The sequence below is a fragment of the Sphingomonas sp. R-74633 genome (genome assembly GCF_013416555.1).
Classification (GTDB): domain Bacteria; phylum Pseudomonadota; class Alphaproteobacteria; order Sphingomonadales; family Sphingomonadaceae; genus Sphingomonas.
The window spans coordinates 247473-269397 of record NZ_JACCFG010000001.1; the positions used below are offsets into that span (position 1 = coordinate 247473).

Annotated in this window: 25 protein-coding genes and 1 tRNA gene; 12 read left to right on the forward strand and 14 right to left on the reverse strand. The window is 66.7% G+C overall.

Going from position 1 to position 21925, the window contains the following annotated elements; translation table 11 throughout:
* Positions 1-20: 20 nt before the first annotated feature.
* Positions 21-2039 carry a PAS domain-containing sensor histidine kinase gene (locus HZY97_RS01115; RefSeq protein WP_257214834.1) on the reverse strand — a complete coding sequence of 673 codons (2019 nt, stop codon included), beginning with the start codon at positions 2037-2039 and terminating at the stop codon, positions 21-23.
* Positions 2040-2043: 4 nt separating this feature from the next.
* Between HZY97_RS01115 and HZY97_RS01120 the strand changes: the two genes are divergently transcribed.
* From HZY97_RS01120 to HZY97_RS01130, 3 genes are all read left to right on the forward strand, one after another.
* Entirely contained in the window at positions 2044-2313 is a 270-nt protein-coding gene (locus HZY97_RS01120) for a hypothetical protein (RefSeq protein WP_180139639.1), read from the forward strand.
* Positions 2303-4093: a S8 family peptidase gene (locus HZY97_RS01125; protein ID WP_180139642.1), complete on the forward strand. Its 1791-nt coding sequence runs from the start codon at positions 2303-2305 to the stop codon at positions 4091-4093. Before HZY97_RS01120 ends, HZY97_RS01125 begins: the two co-directional genes overlap by 11 nt.
* A gap of 98 nt (positions 4094-4191) precedes the next feature.
* Entirely contained in the window at positions 4192-5382 is a 1191-nt protein-coding gene (locus HZY97_RS01130; protein WP_180139645.1) for a hypothetical protein, read from the forward strand.
* Here the strand turns inward: HZY97_RS01130 and aroB are convergent.
* The gene (aroB, locus tag HZY97_RS01135) at positions 5379-6467 is read right to left on the reverse strand and encodes a 3-dehydroquinate synthase (protein ID WP_180139648.1); all 1089 of its coding nucleotides are present in this window, start codon (positions 6465-6467) and stop codon (positions 5379-5381) included. The genes HZY97_RS01130 and aroB overlap by 4 nt on opposite strands.
* On the reverse strand, positions 6464-7003 hold the full coding sequence (locus HZY97_RS01140) for a shikimate kinase (protein WP_180139651.1): 540 nt from the start codon (positions 7001-7003) through the stop codon (positions 6464-6466). Before HZY97_RS01140 ends, aroB begins: the two co-directional genes overlap by 4 nt.
* Before the next feature lie 75 nt (positions 7004-7078).
* On the opposite strand from HZY97_RS01140, the gene HZY97_RS01145 reads away from it, so the two are divergent.
* From HZY97_RS01145 to HZY97_RS01160, 4 genes are read left to right on the forward strand one after another with little or no spacing between them, the layout of a single operon-like run.
* Positions 7079-7216 carry a hypothetical protein gene (locus HZY97_RS01145; protein ID WP_180139654.1) on the forward strand — a complete coding sequence of 46 codons (138 nt, stop codon included), beginning with the start codon at positions 7079-7081 and terminating at the stop codon, positions 7214-7216.
* 28 nt (positions 7217-7244) lie between these two features.
* The gene (locus HZY97_RS01150; RefSeq protein WP_257214835.1) at positions 7245-9011 is read left to right on the forward strand and encodes a hypothetical protein; all 1767 of its coding nucleotides are present in this window, start codon (positions 7245-7247) and stop codon (positions 9009-9011) included.
* Complete coding sequence (locus HZY97_RS01155; RefSeq protein ID WP_257214836.1) at positions 9008-9955, forward strand: tyrosine-type recombinase/integrase; 948 nt, start codon at positions 9008-9010, stop codon at positions 9953-9955. The genes HZY97_RS01150 and HZY97_RS01155 overlap by 4 nt, the downstream gene beginning before the upstream one ends.
* A gap of 11 nt (positions 9956-9966) precedes the next feature.
* A complete protein-coding gene (locus HZY97_RS01160) occupies positions 9967-10914 on the forward strand; it encodes an acetyl-CoA carboxylase carboxyltransferase subunit alpha (protein ID WP_180139657.1) in 948 nt (315 codons plus the stop codon).
* 6 nt (positions 10915-10920) lie between these two features.
* Here the strand turns inward: HZY97_RS01160 and HZY97_RS01165 are convergent, their stop codons facing one another.
* The 4 genes from HZY97_RS01165 to HZY97_RS01180 all read right to left on the reverse strand — a co-directional run bounded on the left by HZY97_RS01165 (position 10921) and on the right by HZY97_RS01180 (position 11876).
* Positions 10921-11073, reverse strand: a complete 153-nt coding sequence (locus HZY97_RS01165) for a hypothetical protein (protein WP_180139660.1) — start codon at positions 11071-11073, stop codon at positions 10921-10923.
* Between the two features lie 70 nt (positions 11074-11143).
* Entirely contained in the window at positions 11144-11314 is a 171-nt protein-coding gene (locus HZY97_RS01170) for a Flp family type IVb pilin (protein WP_180139663.1), read from the reverse strand.
* Between the two features lie 80 nt (positions 11315-11394).
* Positions 11395-11562 carry a Flp family type IVb pilin gene (locus HZY97_RS01175; RefSeq protein ID WP_180139666.1) on the reverse strand — a complete coding sequence of 56 codons (168 nt, stop codon included), beginning with the start codon at positions 11560-11562 and terminating at the stop codon, positions 11395-11397.
* 128 nt (positions 11563-11690) lie between these two features.
* Positions 11691-11876: a Flp family type IVb pilin gene (locus tag HZY97_RS01180; RefSeq protein ID WP_180139669.1), complete on the reverse strand. Its 186-nt coding sequence runs from the start codon at positions 11874-11876 to the stop codon at positions 11691-11693.
* 61 nt (positions 11877-11937) lie between these two features.
* Here HZY97_RS01180 and HZY97_RS01185 point away from each other — a divergent pair, with 61 nt between their 5' ends.
* The gene (locus HZY97_RS01185) at positions 11938-12345 is read left to right on the forward strand and encodes a (deoxy)nucleoside triphosphate pyrophosphohydrolase (protein WP_180139673.1); all 408 of its coding nucleotides are present in this window, start codon (positions 11938-11940) and stop codon (positions 12343-12345) included.
* 31 nt (positions 12346-12376) lie between these two features.
* Here the strand turns inward: HZY97_RS01185 and HZY97_RS01190 are convergent, their stop codons facing one another.
* From HZY97_RS01190 to HZY97_RS01205, 4 genes are all read right to left on the reverse strand, one after another.
* The gene (locus tag HZY97_RS01190; protein ID WP_180139676.1) at positions 12377-12631 is read right to left on the reverse strand and encodes a hypothetical protein; all 255 of its coding nucleotides are present in this window, start codon (positions 12629-12631) and stop codon (positions 12377-12379) included.
* 146 nt (positions 12632-12777) lie between these two features.
* A complete protein-coding gene (locus HZY97_RS01195; RefSeq protein ID WP_180139681.1) occupies positions 12778-13200 on the reverse strand; it encodes a hypothetical protein in 423 nt (140 codons plus the stop codon).
* Positions 13187-14737 (reverse strand): DNA/RNA non-specific endonuclease, encoded by a 1551-nt coding sequence (locus HZY97_RS20865; protein WP_373684253.1) that lies wholly within the window; start codon positions 14735-14737, stop codon positions 13187-13189. Before HZY97_RS20865 ends, HZY97_RS01195 begins: the two co-directional genes overlap by 14 nt.
* 185 nt (positions 14738-14922) lie before the next feature.
* Positions 14923-15765: a methyltransferase domain-containing protein gene (locus HZY97_RS01205; RefSeq protein ID WP_180139684.1), complete on the reverse strand. Its 843-nt coding sequence runs from the start codon at positions 15763-15765 to the stop codon at positions 14923-14925.
* Positions 15766-15807: 42 nt separating this feature from the next.
* Here HZY97_RS01205 and HZY97_RS01210 point away from each other — a divergent pair, with 42 nt between their 5' ends.
* The 4 genes from HZY97_RS01210 to HZY97_RS01225 all read left to right on the forward strand — a co-directional run bounded on the left by HZY97_RS01210 (position 15808) and on the right by HZY97_RS01225 (position 17418).
* Positions 15808-16542 (forward strand): ComF family protein, encoded by a 735-nt coding sequence (locus HZY97_RS01210; RefSeq protein WP_180139687.1) that lies wholly within the window; start codon positions 15808-15810, stop codon positions 16540-16542.
* Between the two features lie 34 nt (positions 16543-16576).
* Positions 16577-16834 (forward strand): glutaredoxin 3, encoded by a 258-nt coding sequence (grxC, locus tag HZY97_RS01215; RefSeq protein ID WP_180139690.1) that lies wholly within the window; start codon positions 16577-16579, stop codon positions 16832-16834.
* Between the two features lie 12 nt (positions 16835-16846).
* Positions 16847-17305 (forward strand): DUF1178 family protein, encoded by a 459-nt coding sequence (locus HZY97_RS01220; RefSeq protein ID WP_180139693.1) that lies wholly within the window; start codon positions 16847-16849, stop codon positions 17303-17305.
* A 36-nt stretch (positions 17306-17341) separates the two neighbouring features.
* Positions 17342-17418 (forward strand) — tRNA-Arg (locus HZY97_RS01225).
* A gap of 26 nt (positions 17419-17444) precedes the next feature.
* On the opposite strand, the gene HZY97_RS01230 is transcribed toward HZY97_RS01225, so the two are convergent.
* The 3 genes from HZY97_RS01230 to HZY97_RS01240 form a co-directional block, all read right to left on the reverse strand.
* On the reverse strand, positions 17445-18521 hold the full coding sequence (locus HZY97_RS01230; RefSeq protein ID WP_180139696.1) for a hypothetical protein: 1077 nt from the start codon (positions 18519-18521) through the stop codon (positions 17445-17447).
* Between the two features lie 49 nt (positions 18522-18570).
* A complete protein-coding gene (locus tag HZY97_RS01235) occupies positions 18571-20070 on the reverse strand; it encodes an arylsulfatase (RefSeq protein ID WP_180139700.1) in 1500 nt (499 codons plus the stop codon).
* A 128-nt stretch (positions 20071-20198) separates the two neighbouring features.
* The gene (locus HZY97_RS01240) at positions 20199-21833 is read right to left on the reverse strand and encodes an HWE histidine kinase domain-containing protein (RefSeq protein WP_180139703.1); all 1635 of its coding nucleotides are present in this window, start codon (positions 21831-21833) and stop codon (positions 20199-20201) included.
* Positions 21834-21925: the final 92 nt, after the last annotated feature.

Genomic DNA, 21925 nt, shown 5'->3' on the forward strand with positions numbered 1-21925 from the left:
GGTGAACGGCAACTGACGCATCAGCCGTCCAGCACGTCGCGCACCTTCGCCGCCAGGTCGGTATAGGTAAACGGCTTGGGCAACAGCTGGACGCCGGGATCGAGCCGCCCGTGATGGACGATCGCATTGCGCGCATAGCCGGTGGTGAACAGCACCTTGAGCTCCGGCAGCTTCGCCTGCGCTTCGGCGGCGAGCACCGCGCCGGTCATCCCGCGCGGCAACACGACATCGGTGAACAGCAGGTCGATCCGCCCGGGCTCGGCCTCGATCGCCGCCAGCGCGGCGGGGCCGTCGCCCGCCTCGATCACCCGGTAGCCAAGCTCACGCAGCACTTCGACGGTGTAGGCACGGACATTCTCGTCGTCCTCGCACACCAGGATCGTCTCTTCCTGGCTGCCCTGCGGCACCACGTCGTTCGCGATATGCGGCTGCACCTCGGCCGCCTCGCCGAAGAAGCGGGGCAAATAGATCTTCACCGTCGTGCCGTGCCCGCGCTCCGAATAGATGCGCACATGCCCGCCGGACTGCTTGATGAAGCCATAGACCATCGACAGGCCGAGACCCGTGCCGCGGCCGACTTCCTTGGTGGTGAAGAAGGGCTCGAAAGCGCGGGCGGCCGTGTCCGCGTCCATGCCCGTGCCGGTGTCGGAGATGCTGATCAGCACATATTGGCCGGGCCGCACTTCGGCGTCGCGCGCGGTGTAATGGCTGTCGAGGTGCGTATTGGCGGTCTCGACCGTCAGCTTGCCGCCCTGCGGCATCGCATCGCGCGCGTTGATCGCGAGGTTGAGCAGCGCATTCTCGAGCTGGTTGGCGTCGACCTCGACCGGCCAGATGCGCGCGCCCTGCACAATCTCGGTCTCCACCGTCTCGCCAAGGCTGCGGTGGAGCAGGTCGGACATGCCGGCGATCAGCCGGTTGGGATCGATCCGCTCGGGGGCCAGCGGCTGGCGGCGCGCGAAGGCGAGCAGGCGCTGGGTTAGCACCGCGGCGCGTTGCGCCCCGTTCATCGCGGCACCGGCGGCGCGGATCAGGCGGGGCGAATCCGCCGGCAGGTTGCGCTGCAGGATGTCGAGATTGCCGGTGACGATCTGGAGCAGATTGTTGAAGTCATGCGCCACCCCGCCGGTCAGCTGGCCCACCGTCTCCATCTTCTGCGACTGGCGCAGCGCTTCCTCGGCGGCGCGGAGCGCTTCGGAAGCATCGCGCTCGGTAGTGATGTCGCGGGCGACGCAGTAGAGCATCTCGCCCTCGGGCACCGCGGTCCAGCTGAACCAGCGATATTCGCCATCCTTGCCGCGGAATCGGTTCTCGAAGCGCATCGTCGGCGCGCCACAGGAAAGATCGTCGATCTCCTCGCGCGTGCGCCGCACGTCGTCGGGATGCTCCATCCATTGCGAAGTGCGGCCGACCAGCTCCTCGGTGCTCCAGCCGAGAATCTCGGTCCAGGCGGGGCTTACGTTGCGCCACACGCCCTGATTGTCGGCGATCAGGAAAGGGTCGCGCGCCAGCGTCCATAGCCGGTTGCGATCGGCGATCGCCTCGCGTTCGGATAGCACGCGCGCAGTGGTTTCGCTGACGATGCACAGGACGCCGCCGACGCTGCCGTCATCGTCGAACACCGGCGAATAGCTGATGTCGAAATAGACTGTCTCGCCGCGCCCGCCGTCGCGCTCGATATAAAAGGGGCGGTCCTTCGCCCAATAGGTCTCGCCGGTATCGCGCACGCCCTGGAGCAGCGGTCCGAGATCGTCCCACAGCTCGCCCCACCAGATCCGGGCGCTTTGTCCCAGCGCCCGGGGATGCTTGTCGCCGATCGTGGGCACATAGGCATCGTTGTAGAGCGCACAGAATTCCGGCCCCCAGAACATCACGATCTCGGCGCGCGCGGGCAGCATCATCCGCACCGCGGCAGTGAGCGCGTTCGACCAGCCGGAAACCGGCCCAAGCGGCGATTCGGTGCCGATCGCGGCGGTCAGCCGGCCCAGCGTGCCGAGGCTGTCGAACGATGAAGCGGGACTCTCAGGAAAGGCCATCATATCCTTGGCGCAGCAGATTTTTCTGTCGTGGGCGAAGGTGGTGCCGCATCGGCGGCTACCTTCAATCCCGGACAACGCGGGGCGACAACAAGGTTTCCCTGCGCCCGAAGCCGCCATTTCCGATCGTCTCGGAGTCGACACGATACCGGCGGCGCCTAGTATCGGCGGCATCGGGGCGCGAGAAAATGATTCGACGATGATTGGCGTGCAGCGCCGGCTTCTCGGGAAGCCGGGCCGGTACACCTGCGCGAGGGGCGGAACCGATGGCGAATGATCCTGCCGTACGAGATCAGATACGTGGCATCCTGCTGGAGGGCCGCGGCGGACCCCGCCTGCTCACCGAAAGCGCCGTCCAGCTGGACGTATGGTACGCGTTCGGCAGCGATATCAACGGCACGATCGACCTGCTCCTCACGCCGCGCGAGACGATCCCGGCGGCGCGGCTGGCGCGCGCGCTCTTCGACGCATTGCCGCGCGCCGAGCCGGGACGCGAGCGGCACATCATGCCGGTGGAAGGCGCGGTGGCGGCGCGGCTGAGCTTCGACGATCTCGTCCATGTGGTACTGCCGCTCACCGGGCTCGACCTTCCCCAGCGCCTGCGCGAGCTCGACAATCTGATCGCCTCCTCGCCGATGCTGGAGATGCGCGAGGGCTCGTTCCTGATGATGCTGCGGCAATTCGCCAAGCAATATCAGGCCCAGCTCTCGGCCGAGTTGCGCGAGACGCTGCTGGTCGCCACGCTGCTCGCGGCGCGCGACGATCTCAGCTACGCCGGATGGCGCGAGCATATTCACTATGGCTGGCCCCGCCTGCCGCAGGACCTGCTCGACGCCGCCGGAATCTGGCGAGTGTCGCTCAACCGGGCAGTCCAGCCGTTCGGCGTGTCGATCGAGACGGTCAAGGCCGACGCGGCGCTGCGCGTGTTCGACATCGATTGCCGCACGGTGACCTGGGCAGTGATCGATTCGGGAATAGACGGGTCGCACCCCGCCTTTCGCGATCATGACGCGGGTGGCTTCGCGACGCGGATCGACAAGGCGCTCGACTTCTCGATGATGCGCGCGCTTGCCGCGTTCGACCTCGTCCTCGACGAAGCCGCGCGTGCGGCGCAGCTCGCGCTGATCCGCGACAAGCTGGCGATGAGCGAGGAAGAGGCGACGCATTGGCTCGACCGGCTGCGCGACGACGCGACGCAGGGGCGGCCCTATGACTGGGAGGCGCTGTCGCGGCTGCTCGAAGTGCCGATCGACCGGCTCGATCGCGGTTCGGACGACAAGCCCAACGGCCACGGCACCCATGTCGCCGGCGTGCTCGGCGGCGACTGGCGTGAGAATGACGAGCGGGTCTTCCGCGGCGTTTGCCCGACGATCCGGCTCTACGATCTGCGCGTGCTCGGCGAATCGAGCACCGATACCGAAGTCGCGATCCTGGCGGCGCTGGAATATGTCCGATGGCTCAACAGCCGTAACCGCTACATGATGATCCACGGCGTGAACCTGTCGATCGGCATGGAGCACGACATGGACAATTATGCCTGTGGCCGCACCCCGGTGTGCATGGCGTGCGAGGCGACGGTCAGCTCGGGCGTCAGCGTCGTGGCGGCAGCGGGCAATTGGGGCGCGCAGACTTATCTGACGACCAAAGATCCCTATCGCGGCTATGCGGCGATCTCGATCGCTGACCCGGGCAACGCCGCCTCGGTGATCACCGTCGGGGCGACGCACCGCGAGCGGCCGCACGAATATGGCGTGAGCTTCTTTTCCTCGCGCGGACCCACCGGAGACGGGCGCGCCAAGCCCGATGTGGTGGCGCCGGGCGAGAAGATCGACGGGCCGCTGCCCAATCTCGGCATCGGCCGGCTCGACGGCACCAGCATGGCCGCGCCGCACGTCTCCGGCATCGCCGCGCTGCTGATGGCGCGCCACCCGGAGATGGTCGGCGATCCGGCGGCGGTGAAGACGACGATCATGCGCAGCGCCACCGATCTCGGGCGCGAGCGGCACTTCCAGGGCGCCGGCCTGGTCGATGCCCTGCGCGCGCTGCAGACGCGCTGACCATGACCACCGACAGCAACCCGCTGAACGAGAAATACCTCCGGGCGAAGGCCACGGTCCAACCGAAGCCTCCCGAACCACCGACAAGGAGCACGACCATGTTGTTCGAAGCGCTTCCCGCCCGGTACGGCGACTGCCTGTTCCTCACCTTTCCGAGGTCCAACGGAGAACGTCCGCTGCGCCTGCTGATCGATGGCGGTCCGGCGGGCGTCTATGCGGGCTCGCTCAAGAAGCGGCTGGACGAAGAGGCGAAGAAATTTCCCGCCGAGAAACCGCTCAACCTCGATGCGGTGATGATCAGCCATATCGACGAGGATCATATCCTCGGCGTGCTCGACCTGTTCACCGCGATCCAGGATGCCGATCAGCGCAGGGCGCCGCGCCCGTACCAGCCGAAATGGCTGCTCCATAACAGCTTCGACGGACTGCTCGGCGAAGGCGAGGGCAATGCCGCACGTGCGCTCGACGCGCCGACGGTGCTTGCCGGACTGGGCGGCGAGCTGGCCTTCGGCGACGCCAAGTCGCACACCGCGCGGCTGGTGCTGCAAAGCTATGGCCAGGGCAGCAAGCTGGCCAGCATCGCCGCGGCGCTGCGCATCGTGCGCAACCCGCCCGACCAGCGGCTGCTCACGCTCGATCCCACGGCGCCGCGCGTGCTGCAGGTCGGCGACGCGACGATCACCATCGTCGGGCCGATCCAGAGCGGGATCGACAATCTGCGCAAGGAGTGGGCGGCGTGGAAGGCGAAGCAGCAGAAGAAGGACACTGCCGCGCTCGCCGCGCTGGGCGCCCAGCTTGATACCGCGGTGCCCAACCTGTCGAGCATCGTCGCGTTGCTTGAGCTCCACGGCACCAAGATCGTGCTCACCGGCGATGCGCGCGGGGACCATGTCGTGAAGGGGCTGGAGGAAGCCAAGCTGATGCCGGCTGGCGGGGTGCTCGATGTCGACGTGCTCAAGCTGCCGCACCACGGATCGATCCGCAACGTCACGCCCGGGCTGATCAAGCAGGTCCGCGCGAAGCACTATATCGCGTCGGGCGACGGCACCTATGGCAATCCCGATCGCGCGACGCTCGAGTTGATCGAGCAGATCCGGCCCGAGGGCGGCTATACCGTGCACCTCACCTATGATGCGGCGAGCTGCGATGCCACGCACGAAGCCTGGGGCAAGGGGCGCAAGGGCCAGGAATATGACCCGGCCAAGCACTCGATCGTCGAGGTGGTCGACCGCTGGCGGAAGGAAGGCAAGATCGTGGTCGAGGAAGGCCCGGTGAAGCTCGAATTCTAGCGCGGCTGCGCGTCGAGAAAGGCGGCGACGTCGGCAAGATCCACATTCTTGTCGAGATAGGTCTGGCCGATCCCGCGGGCGAGCAGGAAGGGCAGGGTGCCCGCGCTCATCTTCTTGTCGTGCAGCATATGCTCGACCAGACGGGCGCCGCTGGCGCTGATCCCGGCGGCCTTGAGCCCGTTGGGCAGGCCGACGGCAGCGAGGTGCGCCGAGACGCGCTCGGCATCCTGGCCGGGGCAGATGCCCTTGGCCGCCGAGAAGCCGAACGCCAGTGCCATGCCGGCGGCGACGCCTTCGCCGTGGAGCAGCTTGTCGGAGAAGCCGGCCTCGGCCTCGAGCGCATGGCCAAAGGTGTGGCCGAGGTTGAGCAATGCGCGCGTGCCGGTGGTCTCGCGCTCGTCGGCGGCGACGATCCGCGCCTTGGCGCCGACCGAATGGGCGATCGCATATTCGCGCGCCGCCGGATCGCCGGCCATCAGCGCGGCGGCATTGGCCTCGCACCATTCGAAAAAGGCGAAATCGTCGATCAGCCCGTATTTCACCACTTCGGCGTAACCGGCACGCAGGTCGCGGGCGGGCAGGGTATCGAGCACGCTCGGATCGATGATCACCAGGCTCGGCTGGTGGAAGGCGCCGACCAGGTTCTTGCCGGCGCGCGTGTTGATCGCGGTCTTGCCGCCGACCGAGCTGTCGACCTGGGCGAGCAGGGTGGTGGGGATCTGGACGAAGCTGCAGCCACGCTTGAGCACCGAGGTTGCGAATCCGACCAGGTCGCCGATCACCCCGCCGCCCAGCGCAATGACGTTGTCGCTGCGCTCGATACCGAGCTCGAGCAGTCTGTCGAGCAGCGCCTCGAGCTGCCCCCAGCTCTTGGTGCCTTCGCCCGGCGGCAGGATGATCGCCTCGCTCGGGCCGATCGCTGCCTGCAGTGTGGCGAGGTGCGGGCGCACATTCTCGTCGGTCACGATCACCCAGCGCCGCCCTTTGTCGAACGGGGCGAGCGCCTCGCCGGTGCGGGCGAGCAGCCCGGCTTCGATGCGGACGTCATAGCTGCGGTCGCCAAGCGCGACGGGGACGATGGTCACGGGTGCAGGGCCTTCAGGATCGCGTCGACGGTGGTGTCGTGCGGCGCTGCTATGCTGGGCACCCGGATCGGCGCAAGCGCGTAATAGGGATTGCGGACCGCGGCGAGCTCGATGAGCACTTCCTCGGGATCGCGGCCGCGCAGCAGCGGCCGCGTATCGCGCCGGCGGACGCGGTCGGCGAGCACCTCCGGCTCGGCATCGAGCCACACTGCGATGGAATTGCTCAGGATCAGCTCGCGCGTGCCTTCATGCATGAACGCGCCGCCGCCGGTGGCGATGATCTTGGGGGCGCCATCGACCAGCCGGGCGATCACGCGCCGCTCGCCGTCGCGGAAATGCGCCTCGCCGAAGCGCTCGAAAATGTCGGCCACGGTCATCCCGGCGGCAGCCTCGATCTCGTGATCGGCATCGACAAAGGGCAGGCGCATGCGCTGCGCCAGGCGCCGGCCGACCGTGGTCTTGCCCGCACCCATCAGCCCGATCAGCACGATCGGCTTGCCCATCCACCCGCTATTCACTGCCTGCGTCTCTAACATGTTCGTGAGGGCTATACAGCGAGGGCGGTCGTCGGGCAAAAGGCCCGCGAAGCCACTATTTCCGGACCCATTTTCATGTCCCGCTTGATCGTTGCGTTGATCGTCATCCTCGTCGTCCTGGTTGGCGGCCTGTTCTTCCTCGCGGGCCGCGAGACCAAGAAGGAGCCGGTCCGCATGGAGAAGGTGGTCCCGCTTGCAAATCTCGCCAATTAAGGGCCGTCACCTCGCCCTTGCCGGGCTGTTGCTGGCAGGGGCAGCGGTGCCTGCGCTCGGGCAGCAGGACAAGCCCGAATCGCTATTGCCGCCGGGCTTTGACGAGCCGACTCCGGCGCCCAAGCCCGCACCGAGCGCTGCCGCGCCCGCTGCGACGGCCCCTGCCGCGAGCGCGCCCAGCGCCGTGTCGAACGCGACCTATGGTGCCGATGCCGTCGCCGGGATCGTGACTATCGGCAACACCGCCGAGGCGGAGCCGCTGCCCACTGGCCCGGTCGATCTCTCGCGCTACGAACTGCCCGAATTCGCCCGGCATTCGCTGAACAAGGTCGGCGTCATCGCCGCGGGCAACACGCCATTCCCGGCCAAGGCTTTCGGCAAGACCGATGGCCGCGTCCTCGCCGCGCTGATGCAGCGGACGAGCGCGCCGGTCGCCTCGCGCTGGGTGTCGATTGCGCTCCGCCGTGCGCTGATGTCGCCGCTCGACACGCCCGCGCACATCAACGGCGCGGACTTCGCCGCCGAGCGCGCCTGGCTGCTGCTGCGCATGGGCGAGGCCAATGCCGCCCGCGCCGTGGTCAACGACGTCGATGGCGAGAATTACACCACCCGCATGCTCCAGGTGGCGATGCAGGTCTCGCTCGCCACCGCCGATCCGGGTGGCCTGTGCGGCATCGCCGATCGCGGCAACCAATATATCCACCAGCGCGGCTGGGCGCTCGCCAAGGCGATGTGCGCGGGCCTGGCCGGCAAGCCGAACGAAGCGGGCCAGCTGCTCGATCAGGCGCGCGGCGGCACCCCCGCCAGCGACATCGACAATCTCCTTGCCGAAAAGGTGCTCGGCACCGGCGCACAGGGCCGCCGCGCGGTCACGCTCGAATGGGGCGGGATCACCCGACTCTCCGCCTGGCGCTGGGGCCTCGCCACCGCGACGGGCGAGGACGTGCCGCTCTCGCTCTACGGCACCGCCGGCCCGCAGGTCCGCTACTGGCAGGCGCTGGCGCCGCAGCTCAGCCCACGCGCCCGCGCCGCTTCGGCCGAGCTCGCCGCCACTGCCGGCGTCTTTTCCAATGCCGGGCTGGTCGATCTCTACAGCGAGATCGCCGAAAGCGAGGACGCCAACACGACCGAGGGCGGTGTCGCGCGCGATCTGCGCACCGCCTATGTCGATGGCGATGTCGCCGATCGGATCAAGGCGATCCGCACGCTATGGGCCGAAGCGACCACGCCGCGCACCCAATATGGCCGGCTGATCCTCACCGCCCGCGCCGCCTCCTGGATCCCGGCCGATGCCAAGGTCGAGGAGCCCGAGCGGCTGATCGCCTCGATGCTTTCCGCCGGATACGAGACCAAGGCGATGGAGTGGCGCTCGGTGGTGCCGCGCGGCAGCATTGCCTGGGGCATGCTCGCGCTGGGCGATCCCGGGGCCGCCGGCCCGGTCGCCTATGGCGATTTCGACGCGTTCAAGGACGCCGCGGGCAAGCGCCGCGCCCAGCTCGCCTTTGCCGGGCTCGCCGGCCTCGGCCGCTTCGAGACCAGCGACGCCCAGCGTGGTGCCGCCGCGCTCGACGTGCGGATCGGCGCGGCGAACGACTGGACCCGCGCGATCGACGCGGCCGGCAAGCGCGGCGATTCGGGCATGGTCGCGTTGCTCGCCGCGGTCGGCATGCAATCGCGCATCTGGGACAATGTGACTCCCGAGGCGCTGTTCCACATCGTCGCGTCGATGCGCGCGGCGGGGATGACCAGCTATGCGCGGATGATCGCCGTGGAGGCGGTCACGCGGTCGGTTTGACCGCGCTTAGTGGTAGTGCCTCGCAAGGCTCGGCGGGCGAAGACCGCGCGCTGATCGAGCGCTTTCTCGAGATGATGCGGGCGGAGGCGGGTGCCGCCGCCAATACCATCGCCGCCTATGGCACCGACCTTCGCCTCGCCTCCGAGTTCCTCGCCGGCGCGATGAGCGGGGCAGGGCGGCCCGAGATCGAGGCGCTCGCCGCCGAGTGGCAGCCGCTCGCCCGCGCCACCGTTGCGCGCAAATCGGCGGCCCTGCGGCGGTTCTACGCCTTCCTTGCCGACGAAGGCCTGCGCAAGGACGATCCCTCCGCCGCGCTGCCGCGCCCCGGCACCGCCCGCCCGCTGCCCAAGATCCTCAGCGTCGAGGATGTCGACCGCATGTTTGCGGCGATCGCCGCCCGCATCGCCCGCGTGCCGCCCGATCCGAACGACCTGCGTCTCCAGGCGTTGATCGAGCTGCTCTACGGCTCGGGCCTGCGCGCCACCGAGCTGATGTCGTTGCCCCGCAACGCGGTGTCGCCAGACCGGCCTTATCTTATCCTCAAGGGCAAGGGCGGTCGCGAGCGGCTGGTGCCGATCTCGGATCGCGCCCGCGCCGCCGTCGCCGCCTGGCGCGAGCATGTCGCGCCGGGCAAGCCGTTCCTCTTCCCATCGGGCAAGGTCCATCTCTCGCGGGTGCGGCTCTACCAGCTCGTCCGCGCGCTGGCGGGGGAGGCGGGCATCCCGCCCGACCGCGTCAGCCCCCACGTGCTGCGCCACGCCTTCGCCACCCACCTGCTCGAGGGCGGCGCTGATCTGCGCGCGCTGCAGGCGATGCTGGGGCACGCGGACATCGCCACGACCGAAATCTACACCCATGTCGACAGCCGCCGGCTGGTCGAACTGGTCAACCAGAGGCATCCTTTGGGGGAAGCACTCGTTGACGTGAAGACACGGCAAGGTTAGCCCCCGCACCGATGACCACTTTCCTCGACTTCGAGAAGCCGATCGCCGAGCTTCAGACCCGCATCGACGAGCTGCGCCAGACCGCCGAGGGCGGCGCCGTCAACATCGATGCCGAGATCGGCCCGCTCCAGGCCAAGGCCGAGAAGCTGCTGCGCGACACCTATGCCAAGCTCACGCCCTGGCAGAAGACGCAGGTCGCCCGCCATCCCGAGCGTCCGCATTTCAAACATTATGTCGCCGGGCTGATCGAGGAATTCATGCCGCTGGGCGGCGACCGCGCCTTTGCCGACGACAATGCGATCCAGGGCGGTCTCGGCCGCTTCCGCGGGCGCCGGGTGATGGTGATCGGGCATGAGAAGGGCGACGATACCGCCAGCCGGCTCAAGCATAATTTCGGCATGGGCAAGCCCGAGGGCTATCGCAAGGCGATCCGCCTGATGGCGCTGGCCAACAAGTTCAACCTGCCGGTGATTACGCTGGTCGACACCTCGGGCGCGTTCCCGGGCGTGCAGGCGGAGGAGCGCGGCCAGGCCGAGGCCATCGCCCGCTCGACCGAGGCGTGCCTCAATCTCGGGGTGCCGCTGGTCGCATCGATTCTTGGCGAGGGTGGCTCGGGCGGCGCGGTCGCGCTCGCGGCGGGCAATACCGTGCTGATGATGGAGCACGCGGTCTATTCGGTGATCTCGCCCGAAGGCTGCGCCTCGATCCTGTGGCGCACGTCGGACAAGGCGCCCGACGCGGCGGAGGCGATGAAGGTCACCGCGCAGCATCTCAAGGAATTGAAGGTGATCGACCGGATCGTCGGCGAGCCGCTGGGCGGCGCGCACCGCGATGCCGGGGCCGCGGTCCATGCGCTGGGCGATGCGATCGAGGAATCGCTGCAGAAGCTCGACGGCATGTCGCCCGAGAGCCTGCGCCAGGCGCGCCGCGCCAAGTTCCTGGCGATGGGCCGGATCTAGCCGCGCTTAGCGGACCGGCGCGCTGTGCTCGCTGTCGGCGAGGCTCGCGCCCAGCATGCCGAGGCCCTGGACGACGGCGAGCACCGCGCAGACCGCAAGGAACGCGACCAGCACCAGCTCGGCCGGCGATACCGCCTTTTTGGAGGATAGCTGTTTCATCCCCTCCTTATAGGCGCCTGGGATGTACGTTCGGTGAAGCAGCCGGTTTTCCGGGGTTCAGGAAAAATCCCTAGCCGGTCTTCATGCTCGACGAGACATTGGTGAAGGTCTTTTTGAGCGTATTGCCCAGCCCCTGCATCGCCAGGATGGCGGCCACCGCGATCAGCGCGGCGATCAGGCCATATTCGATGGCGGTGGCGGCACGCGATTCGCGCCATAGTCTCAGGAAACGCTTGGGCACAGGCACCTGTCCGCAACGAAAAGGGGCGACGGGATGATAATCCCGCCGCCCCGATTTCGTTCCGAATGTCGGAAGGTGGCTTAGCCGACCTTCATGCTCGACGAAACGTTGGTGAAGGTCGACTTCAGGGTGTTGCCCAGGCCCTGCATCGCGGCAATCGCGGCAACGGCGATCAGAGCGGCGATCAGGCCGTACTCGATTGCGGTGGCACCCTTGGAATTCTTAAGGAACTTGCGGATCTTCATCATAACCGGTCTCCAGTGTTCAATTGCTTCATTCACCCGGCCTCTCCGGAAAACCGGTTCGGCAAGCTCGGGGATACCGGCGGGAAGTAAAGAAACGCCTAAAGGCAAGTGTTACGATGCCGTAACCAAACTTACTGCGAGGCGGCCGCGACCTTGTTGGAGACATTGCCCCACATGCCGATGGTGACGCCGGCCACGCCCTGCAGGCTCGCGATCATCGCGATGACGATAAGGGCGACGATCAGGCCATATTCGATCGCGGTAGCCGCGCGGCTATCGAGGATCGCAGACCGGATTAGGTGAACCAGGGCTCGCATTGACGGCGCTTCTTCTCCAATGATGGCCGGAAATTAGCCAAAGAGGCTTAACGAAGTGTCGATGGGCGTGTCTGAGATGTTGCTGGTCGTTGCGGTGGCGATGCATGACGGAAAGGGCCGCGTGCTCCTCCAGCAGCGCCCGCCGGGCAAGCCGATGGCGGGACTGTGGGAGTTCCCCGGCGGCAAGATCGAAGCGAACGAAAGCCCCGAGGCCGCGCTGGCGCGCGAGCTGCACGAGGAACTGGGAATAACGCTTAGCGTGAAAGACCTGGTGCCCCTGGCCTTTGCCAGCGAGCCGCTGGCGGGGCGGCATCTGCTGCTGCTCCTGTACGGGCTGCGCGAATGGGAGGGCGAGCCGGTGGCCCACCACGCGACCGAGCTGCGCTGGGTGACCCCGGTGGAGATGCGCGCGATGCCGATGCCGCCGGCGGATGTGCCGCTGGTGGAAGCGCTGGTGGGGATGGGGTGATGTGCGAACGACAGGATAGCGAGGGCTAACCCTATATCTCTTCCTCTTCTATGCCGATTGTGGCGGGGAAAGTCTCTACATATTCTCGGAAATCGACGTCATATTCAGGTGCAATATTACGGAAGGCATCACTTAATATCTTACGCGATTCAGGATCAAGTTCTAGCAAATCTATTGCGACGTTCTCCAATATCTTAACCACATCATCTTCGTGGATATCCTCTTCCGAGAAGTCTAGCGCGATATAAAAATTAGCTATCGTTCGTGCTAGTTGATGAACCATCATGATTTGGCTGTCCTAGCTTCGGTTGCGAGGATTGCTGGTGACAACAGCGCCTGGAGGTGGGGTGAATCGGAGCAACTGGTGCTAATATCGCCGGGGCCCGCCTCGTTAATGACAGAGTGGGGCCCGGCTCCAGGATGTGCCTTGGGTCAGCCTTCGAACTTTACCCCTTCATTGCCTTCTAAAGGCGGGTATACGATGGGCTTGTCGCCAAAATATTCCCGAACGATCCTGTCGCGCCGGTCGAGTGAATTCTCGATCTCTATAGGGGCAACCTCGTCAGCGTAGACGTACTTCACTTCGAATTTGCCATCGCGGATCAGATATTCCATCTCGGCCCAGCGCTCCCTCGGGGGAAAAGTATACCAAAGATCAAGGAGCACTTCGTCTAATAGATCAAGAGCCACATCTCGATATATTATATGATCTCCGAGGTCTTTGAAAATAGAGGGTCCGACCATGTTTTCCGCGAGTATCGCGTGAAGTAATATGCTGTCGAAGGGAGGTTCGAGATCTTCTGCAAGGAGATTTCCAATTTCCTGCAGTATTGCCTCACTCTCATTGCTCTGCATTTTCTATCCCCTTGCGCTCATTCCAAAATCTCTTTCTCGATCGATGCCCGTTTGTCGTGTACCTAACAACGATACTCGTGGGCCGCTGCGATGCCCCTCGATAGTGGGGGACGATATTCACTATTACGCGCTTACCTGCACGCTGGGACCGGGCCCACTCATCCTCCAGCCTCCGATATGCGCCCCGATTGAAATTCGCATTCTGAGCGAAATGGTTGAACGCGTCGCTCGGTCCATTAAAGCGCGCTGCGATATAGTGACCGCCGTCATCATCACGCCGTCTGTCGGAGCCGCCAGCTTGTTCCTGAGCTGTACGAGATCTTACTTGAGTCTGGCTTAGCATCAGCGTCCCGGAAACCTGCCGGGTGCGCCCCGCTGAATCGATCTGATATTCATATCCGTTGCGTTCGAAATGACGAAATTGCTCCGGTCGACGACTTCTCGCCGAAGCCTGTTGAAGTTGTGGGCGGGTTTGGGTTGGCGAATTCGGCAGTTTGGGTGCTGCACCCGACCAGCTTCCGCTCGAACCAGCACCGCCAAATTTATTGTCGTTTCTGCCGCTGTCGCTCCAACTGGCAGTCGCACCTGCCCCGCCGAAGCCCAAATTTGGCTTGGTCGGCGTGGGCTTTTGAGGTTTTGTCGACGAAGGGGCAGGCGTCCAACTTCCAGTGGCACCGCCACCTCCGAAGCTTCCGCCACCACCGACAAACCTAGGGACGACCCAGCTGCCAGTGGCGCCACCGCCGCCGAAACTTCCGCCGCCGCCAAAGCGAGGCGTGTCCCAACCTCCAGTTGCGCCGCCTCCACCGCCGCTTCCGCCACCGCCGACAAAGCGAGGTGCTTCCCAACTGCCGGTGGCGCCACCGCCGCCAAAGCTTCCGCCGCCACCGACAAAACCGGGGGCTTCCCAGCTGCTGGTTGCGCCACTGCCGGCAAAGCTTCCGCCACCGCTGACAAAGCGCGGTTCTTCCCAGCTACTGGTAGCGCCGCCACCGCCGCCGCTGCCGCCTCCACCGACAAAGCGCGGATCTTCCCAGGTGCCGCTCGCGCCGCCACCGCCGAAACTTCCGCCGCCGCCCGCGAAGGCGCCGCCAGCCCGGCTACCGGTAGCACCACTACCGCCAAAGCTTTCGCCCCCCGCGCGAGCATCTCCATCTCCTTGGGTTCCGCCTGCGACGCCGCTGCCGGCGAACTTGCCCAGTTGGTTCAGAGAAGTCTTGGCTGAAAAGAAGGCTTTATACCTCTCGTACTGCGCATCAATCGCCTTGAGGTAGTCTGGCTGCCCAGCATGCTTTGACCGCTCCCTAGTCCTCCAGGTCTCTACCTCCGCCATGCTATTGATTGGCGGTAAGGCGGGTTGTTCAACGTAGGTGACCTTTGACGCATCCTGGCTTCGGCGGCCGGCCGCCCTCGCCGTGCGAGCATTGGCCTGACCGCCCTGGCCGTAACTCTGCCCCGCCCCGGCGAACGTAAACTGCCCGTTCCGCGGATCGTGCCACGGGTTGAATTTTACCTCGACGCTTCGTGCTGCCTCCACACGCGGCCATCGCCCCGTCCGCATCCACATCGAAAACGCCGTTCGTCGCTCTTGCCCTGAAAATTGCATCCTGCCGCCTTTCGCTAATGCGGCAAGAACATTTCAGGAACATTTTCCAACATTGCAAGCGTAGTTCACTCCAAACCGGAGCAAACTGGCGCGGGCGGGGAGCAATCGCCGGCCCCTTAACCCTTCCCCTTCAACGCCTCCGCCAGCGACGCCACCGCGCTCCCCCGCTTCGCCGGCTGGGGCTGCGAGGCGTCCGGCGCCCAGCCGGTCAGATAGACGATCTCGAAGCGCTCCGCGGTCTTGCCGTCCGGGGCGGCGCGCTCGGCAAAGGCCTGGGCGGCGCGGGCCAGCGCGCCGCGGGTCAGCGGCGGGGTGCCGGGCAGCAAGTTGGTCGCCGCCATGCCGCGCAGGTCCTGGAGCAGCGCGAACATGCTCGAATAGCGCACGGTCAGCGTGTCGACATCGGCGACCGGCAGCGCGAAGCCGGCGCGGCTGAGCAGGTCGCCGGCGGCGCGCACGTCGATCTGCGGGTGGAAGCGCGCCACCGGGCGGTCGCCCTCGGCCGCGAGGAACACGCTGCGCAAGGTCGCCAGCGTGCCCGCGCCGAGAAAGGCGCCGAGGAACAGCCCGTCGGGGCGCAGCGCGCGGCGGGCAAGGGCGAGGGCGCCAGGCACGTCGTTGATCTGGTCGAGCACGCCGACGCTCACCACCAGGTCGAAGCTCGCCTCGGGGAAGGGGTGGCGGTCCTCGTCGGCGTGGATGCCGCCGGCCGCTTCCGCGAACGCACCGCCGGCGTCGATCCGGGTGATCGCGGCGCCGGGCAGGTCGAAGCCGCCGGCGAAGCTGCCCAGGTCGAGTACGTCGTGGAAGCTGCGGGTCACGCCGACCAGCCGGTCATGGATCCCCTCGAGCATATGCTCGCGGACAAAGCCTTCGTAGCGGCGGGCGGCGCGGTCGCGGCGCTTGCGGCGGAGCGTACGGCTGAAGATCTCGGAATCGCTGGGACCATTTTGGGGCATGGCGCGCTTGTGCGCCGCCGCGCCGCCGGGGACAAGGCGGCTATGGGCTGGGCAGCGCCTCTCGCTCGGATCGCCGATCTCGCGCTGCCGCCGCGCTGCCCGGGCTGCAGCGCGATCACTCCGGCGGACCATCGCTTCTGCCCCGGCTGCTGGACGAGCCTGCGCTTTCTCGGCCCGCCCTGGTGTGCCGCCTGCCATCTGCCGTTCGACTTTGACCGGGGGGAGGGGGCGCGCTGCGCCGCGTGCATCGCCGATCCGCCGCCGCATGACGGGATCCGCGCGGCGGTGGCCTATGGCGAGGTTGCCAGCGGGGTGGCGCTCAAGCTCAAATATTCGGGGCGGCTGGCCTGCGCGGCGACGATGGCGCGGGCGATGGCGCGGCTGATGCCCGAGGAGGCCGCGCTGCTCGTGCCGGTGCCGCTGCATCGCTGGCGGCTATGGTCGCGCGGGTTCAACCAGGCGGCGCTGATCGGGGCGACGCTGTCGCGCGCGCACGGCGTGCCGCTTGCCCCCGGGCTGCTGCGCCGGGTGAAGGCAACGCCGGTGCTGCGCGGGCTCGGCGCGCGGGCGCGGGCAAAGGCAGTCGCGGGGGCCTTTGCGCTGGCGCCCGGCGCGCGGGAAATGCTCGCGGGGAAGACAGTGGTGCTGGTCGACGATGTCCATACCAGCGGCGCCACTGCGGACGCCTGCGCGCGGCTGCTCAAGCGCGGCGGGGCGGGCAAAGTGATCCTTCTGTGCTGGGCGCGCGTTCTGGAAGGAGAAGAGGGCGCGGATTGACAAGCGCCCGTCGCAACCACAGGTTTCCAGGACAATGCCCAAGATCGAAATCTACACCAAGGCTTTCTGCCCTTATTGCACCCGCGCCAAGATGCTGCTCGACGGCAAGCACGCCGAATATGAGGAGATCGACATCTCGATGGGCGGCCCGCGCCGCGCCGAGATGATCGACCGCGCGCATGGCCGCACCACCGTCCCCCAGGTCTTTATCGACGACAAGCATATCGGCGGGTCCGACGACCTCGCGGCGCTCGATGCGCGCGGCGGGCTCGATCCGCTGCTCGCTGCCTGAGGGCAGGCGGGCGTGATCGTCTTTGACCTCAAATGCGCAGGCGGCCATGTCTTCGAGGCGTGGTTCGGGTCGAGCAGTGCCTGGGAAGGCCAGCGCGCCGCCGGGCTGGTCGCGTGCCCGATGTGCGGCAGCGCGCAGGTGGAAAAGGCTGTGATGGCGCCGAATGTGGGCGCCAAGGGCAATGCCGCCGCCGCGCCGGTGCCGGCCGCGGGGGAGGCGCCCGCGCTACCGCCCGAGGCGATCAAGGCGGCGATCTCGGCACTCGCCGCAATGCAGGCGAAGGCGCTGGAGGGCTCGCAGTGGGTCGGCAGCGGCTTTGCCGACAAGGCGCGCGCGATGCATCTGGGCGAGACGCCCCACGCCCCGATCCACGGCAAGACCAGTGCGGCCGAGGCGGTGGCGCTGATCGAGGAGGGCGTCCCGGTGGCGCCGCTGCCGCTGCCGGTGGTCCCGCCCGAGGCGTGCAATTGACCCGCCCGGCGCGGCTCGATACGACGCCCGCCGAGTGCCCCCGTAGCTCAGCCGGATAGAGCGACGGTTTCCTAAACCGCAGGCCGTGAGTTCGAATCTCGCCGGGGGCACCATTTTTTCGCGTGGGCCTGCGCGCTTATCACTTCAGCCTGGTCAGGATATCCGCCGGCGGGGCCAGATCGCCGGGGCGCAGGGTACCGCGGTCGATCCGCACCGCCACCAGGGTGGTCGTGCGGCCCCGAGAGGTAGTGACGCGCTCGAGTATCAACCCGTTCGCCGTCCGGCATTCGAGCTCGCCATAGTCCATCACGCCCGGCGCCATGTCGAACATCGTGCAGCGCTCGCCCAATATGGTTTTGGACGGTGCGCCGGGGACCTTGATCTCCTTGCCCAGCAAAAGGTTCGGATTGTCGTTCTGCGGGTCACGATTGAGGTCCAGCCGTATCAGCCCGCCATCCGCCCGTTCGTTTAGGCTCAGGCGCATCCCCGGCGCGATGAAGACGCGGGTGGTTTGGCGTCCGTCGGTCCACTCGGTCATCCTGGCCTTGCCCAGCCGGCGCACGCGGAAGCTTTCCGAGGGGGTATCGGCAGCACCGCGCAGCAGTACGTCGTCATTGGGGCCACCCGCGGCGCCCGGCTGCCATTCGCCCCAGCTGGTGAGGCGCAGCAGCTCGGCGGGAATCTCCGCGGCCTCGCGTGCGACCTTCCTGCGCGTGATCGAGACTGCCTTCGCGGACGACAATTCCCCGCCGTCGCGCCCGCTCACCAGGCTCTGCCACAGCATAATACCGTCTGCGGTCAGGCAGTTCTTCTCGGTATATTCCTTGGCCTTGAACTGCCAGACCGTGCAGCTTTCGCCGAGCAGGCTGTCGGTCTGCGCGGTCTTTTCGATCGAGAGCGGCGTGGCTCTCGCTTTGCCGATGATCGACAGGCCGGAATAGCGTCCGTCGGGAAAGCGGGCGAGGTGATAGGATACGCCCGATTGCATATCCGAGATCGAGGTCGATTTCTCGCCGTTCTCGATGCCGTCCTCGCGCAGCCAGTGGCCGGACCGGGTGAGGGTCGCCTGATCTTCGCCGGGCGGCCCCCAGCCGCGCTTGACCCGCATCACCGCGATATGGTCGGCGGCAACCGGCACGGCGAAGCGGGACCAGCCCGGCTTGGCGAACACGGTGTCCGCCTGCGCGTCGGCGGCGAGGAGAAGGGCAAGCAGCACTGTCACGCCCGGAAGAATGTCCGCCGGGCGTGACCAAATCGTTACGTCGTCAGTTCTGACTCGGGCTCGCGGTGGTGATCTTTTCCATCGCGTCGCTCACCGTGAAGCTTGCCGCCTTGGCGCGCGGGGGGAACTCCTTGAAGCTCTCGAGCAGCTTGCCGACGATCGCCTGGGCAGGGACGAACAGGAACATCCGGTGCGCCGACCAGTCGCCATAATAGATGCTCTCCGGCCCGCGCTCGAACGGATCCGAGCGGATATTGTAGAGCATCGGCGCGCGTAGCGCAGTGAAGGCGCCCTGCCACACGCCGAGCGGCGTCGTGTGGTCGACCTCCGAATTCTGCTCCTGGAACGCGACCTTCCACTGATGCAGGCGCAGTGCCATCAGGTCGCCGTCGTCGCTCCAATAGGCAAAGCCCGGGCGCGGCCATTGCTTCGCCTCGCCCTTGAAGCCGGGGGCCAGGTCGTGCCCGTCGAGATGCACCTTGAAGCTCTTGTCGCCGATCTTGCCGCCCTTGCGCACGCGCTCGACGACGTCGGTGTCGCCGGCCGCCGCCGCGAAGGTCGGCAGGAAATCCTCATGCGCGCAGATGTCATTGATGATCGTGTCCGGCTCGATGGTGCCGGGCCAGCGGATCACGCAGGGCACACGGAAGCCGCCTTCCCAATTGGTCGCCTTCTCGCCCTTGAACGGCGTGGTGCCGCCATCGGGCCAGGTGAAGCATTCGGCGCCATTGTCGGTGGTGTAGACGACGATCGTGTCGTCCTGGACGCCGAGCTCATCGACCAGAGCGAGCAGCTCGCCGACATGCCCGTCATGCTCGACCATGCCGTCGGGGTAGAGTCCGAGCCCGGTCTTGCCCTTCGACTCTTCCTTCAGGTGCGTGAACACGTGCATCCGGGTCGAGTTGAAATAGCAGAACCACGGGCCGCCCTCGGCGTGCTTGCGCTTGATGAAGTCCTTGGCGTCGGCGAGGAATTCCTCGTCGATCGTCTCCATGCGCTTCTTTGTCATCGCGCCGGTATTGTCGATCGATTGCCCGCCCTTGCCGTCGGCCTTGCACTTCAGGACCCCGCGCGGGCCGAACTTCTCCTTGAACTTCGGATCCTTGGGATAATCTTCATTCTCGGGCTCCTCTTCGGCATTGAGGTGGTAGAGATTGCCGAAGAACTCGTCGAAGCCGTGCATCGTCGGCAGATGCTCGTCGCGGTCGCCGAGATGGTTCTTGCCGAACTGGCCGGTGGCATAGCCCTGCGCCTTGAGCACCTGGGCGATGCAAGGGTCATCGGGCCCGAGGCCGAGATCGGCGCCCGGCAGGCCTACCTTGGTCAGCCCGGTGCGGATCGGGGATTGTCCGGTCAGGAACGCCGCGCGCCCCGCGGTGCAGCTCTGCTGGGCATACCAGTCGGTGAAGCGCGCGCCTTCCTTGGCGATGCGATCGATGTTGGGCGTTTTATAGCCCATCATCCCGCTATTGTAGCAGCTGGGGTTAAACCAGCCGATGTCGTCGCCCATGATGAAGAGGATGTTCGGCTTGCTCGCAGGCATGATGATCGCTCCAGTCCAGGGAACCCTAGGGTTCCAGACTGGGCCGGTTCGGCGGAGCGGGGCATCGGGCCGAACCCCGGTTTCGCGCGGGGGATGGCTTGTAGGGAAGGGGCGGGCTTGCCCCGAGCCTAGCGGACGAGCCGGGCGGTCGTGTCGAGCAACTGGCGGTTGTCGAACGGCTTGGGCAGCAGCTCCGCATCGGCGAACGCGCGCGGCAGCGAAGACCTGCCATAGCCGCTGACGAAGACGAACGGGATATCCTCGCGCGTCAGCAACGCCGCGATCGCATCGACCGTCTGGCCGCCGAGATTGGCGTCGAGCAAGGCGGCGTCGACTCGGTAGCGCTCGATCAGGCTCAGCGCCGCGGGCACGTTCGTCGCAGGGCCGACGACATGGGCGCCGGCATCCTCGAGCTGGCCGGCAATCTCCATTGCCACCAGCGGCTCGTCCTCGATGATGAGGACGCGCTTGCCTTCCAGCCGCTTCGGCGCGGCGGAATCGTTCGCGCCGGAACGCACCGGGGCGATGGCGCGCTGCTCGGCGATTGCGAGATCGGCGGCGCTGTCCTTCGGCAATGCGGCGCCGATCGGAAACACGATGTCCCAGCGCACGCCTTCGGGCTCGGCGAGCATCCGCGCTTCGCCGCCGGCGCCGCGCACGCTCGCTTCGATCAGGCGCGTGCCGAAACCGCGGCGGATCGGTGCCTTGATCTCGGGGCCGCCACGCTCGATCCAGCGCATCTCGATGCCCGCCTCATTGGCGGCCCAACTGATCGTCACCACGCCGCTCGTCTTCGACAGCGCGCCATATTTGAGCGAGTTGGTGCCGAGCTCGTGGAGGATCATCGCCATCTTCGGCACGGCGGTGGCGTCGAGATAGAGGTCCGGCCCCGAAGCCGAGATCTGCGCCTCGTCCACCGGGCCCAGCTTCATCTGGTCCTGGACGATGTCGCGAAGCTGTGTGCCTTTCCAGTCATTGGTGCTCAGCTGCGAATGGACGCGCGACATCGACTGGATGCGCCCGCCGAAGCTCTGGACGAAATCGGCCGGGTCGTCGCAGTGGCGCAGCGTCTGCGATGCGATCGCCTGCACCGTGGCGAGCATGTTCTTCACCCGGTGGCTCAGCTCGCCGGTCAGCATCTTCTGCAGCTCTTCGGACTCGCGCAGCGCCTCCTCTGCGATCGTCCGCTCGAGCAGGTCGGCCGCCTGCCGCGCCAGGATGTCGAGCATCCGCAGGTCGCGCTCCGACGGCTGGTGCGGCTTGCTCCAGTGCGTCGAGATCATCCCGAGCAGATTGCCTTCGCGCGATAGCAGCGGCGTGGTCTGCGCCGAGCGGATGCCGGTGTTGCGAAAGGCGATCAGATCCTCGGTGCCGGCGATCTCGTCCCATTCCTCATAGTCGGAAATGACCGAGCGCTCGCCGGAACGGAGCGCGAGCGCGCAGCTGCTGCGCGCGGCCGGGCTCACCCATTTCCAGAAGCCCACGGCCTCGGGCGGGAGTCCGCGCGAGCAGAGCAGCTGGAGATGGCCGCCGCGGCCCGACGGCTCGTCTGAAGGGGCGAGCATCTGCATCGTCCCGAACTGCGAGCCGGTGATCGAAATCGCCGCGTCGACGATCTTGCCGCAAAGCTCCACCCGGTCCTGCTCGCCGATCAGCGCGATGCTGATCGAGTGCAGAAGCTCGATGTCCGCCAGCTCGGTATCCGTCACGCCAACGGGCTGGTGCCGGGTTTTGGGCAGGCTGGCGTGGAGCTGGTGCGTCATGCGGCGTCCCGAAGGAGCGGTGGGAACGCCGATCATATCAGCTAACGGCTTGAATCGCGAAGCTGTTTTCGTTCCGCAATGGAGGATGCCGG

Excerpts from the sequence above, each read along its gene's own strand:
- HZY97_RS01115 (WP_257214834.1), bottom strand. The coding sequence starts at position 2,039 with ATGATGGCCTTTCCTGAGAGTCCCGCTTCATCGTTCGACAGCCTCGGC.
- HZY97_RS01125 (WP_180139642.1), top strand. The coding sequence starts at position 2,303 with ATGGCGAATGATCCTGCCGTACGAGATCAGATACGTGGCATCCTGCTG.
- HZY97_RS01130 (WP_180139645.1), top strand. The coding sequence starts at position 4,192 with ATGTTGTTCGAAGCGCTTCCCGCCCGGTACGGCGACTGCCTGTTCCTC.
- HZY97_RS01140 (WP_180139651.1), bottom strand. The coding sequence starts at position 7,003 with ATGTTAGAGACGCAGGCAGTGAATAGCGGGTGGATGGGCAAGCCGATC.
- HZY97_RS01145 (WP_180139654.1), top strand. The coding sequence starts at position 7,079 with ATGTCCCGCTTGATCGTTGCGTTGATCGTCATCCTCGTCGTCCTGGTT.
- HZY97_RS01160 (WP_180139657.1), top strand. The coding sequence starts at position 9,967 with ATGACCACTTTCCTCGACTTCGAGAAGCCGATCGCCGAGCTTCAGACC.
- HZY97_RS01165 (WP_180139660.1), bottom strand. The coding sequence starts at position 11,073 with ATGAAACAGCTATCCTCCAAAAAGGCGGTATCGCCGGCCGAGCTGGTG.
- HZY97_RS01175 (WP_180139666.1), bottom strand. The coding sequence starts at position 11,562 with ATGATGAAGATCCGCAAGTTCCTTAAGAATTCCAAGGGTGCCACCGCA.
- HZY97_RS01180 (WP_180139669.1), bottom strand. The coding sequence starts at position 11,876 with ATGCGAGCCCTGGTTCACCTAATCCGGTCTGCGATCCTCGATAGCCGC.
- HZY97_RS01185 (WP_180139673.1), top strand. The coding sequence starts at position 11,938 with ATGGGCGTGTCTGAGATGTTGCTGGTCGTTGCGGTGGCGATGCATGAC.
- HZY97_RS01190 (WP_180139676.1), bottom strand. The coding sequence starts at position 12,631 with ATGATGGTTCATCAACTAGCACGAACGATAGCTAATTTTTATATCGCG.
- HZY97_RS01195 (WP_180139681.1), bottom strand. The coding sequence starts at position 13,200 with ATGCAGAGCAATGAGAGTGAGGCAATACTGCAGGAAATTGGAAATCTC.
- HZY97_RS01205 (WP_180139684.1), bottom strand. The coding sequence starts at position 15,765 with ATGCCCCAAAATGGTCCCAGCGATTCCGAGATCTTCAGCCGTACGCTC.
- HZY97_RS01210 (WP_180139687.1), top strand. The coding sequence starts at position 15,808 with ATGGGCTGGGCAGCGCCTCTCGCTCGGATCGCCGATCTCGCGCTGCCG.
- grxC (WP_180139690.1), top strand. The coding sequence starts at position 16,577 with ATGCCCAAGATCGAAATCTACACCAAGGCTTTCTGCCCTTATTGCACC.
- HZY97_RS01235 (WP_180139700.1), bottom strand. The coding sequence starts at position 20,070 with ATGCCTGCGAGCAAGCCGAACATCCTCTTCATCATGGGCGACGACATC.
- HZY97_RS01240 (WP_180139703.1), bottom strand. The coding sequence starts at position 21,833 with ATGACGCACCAGCTCCACGCCAGCCTGCCCAAAACCCGGCACCAGCCC.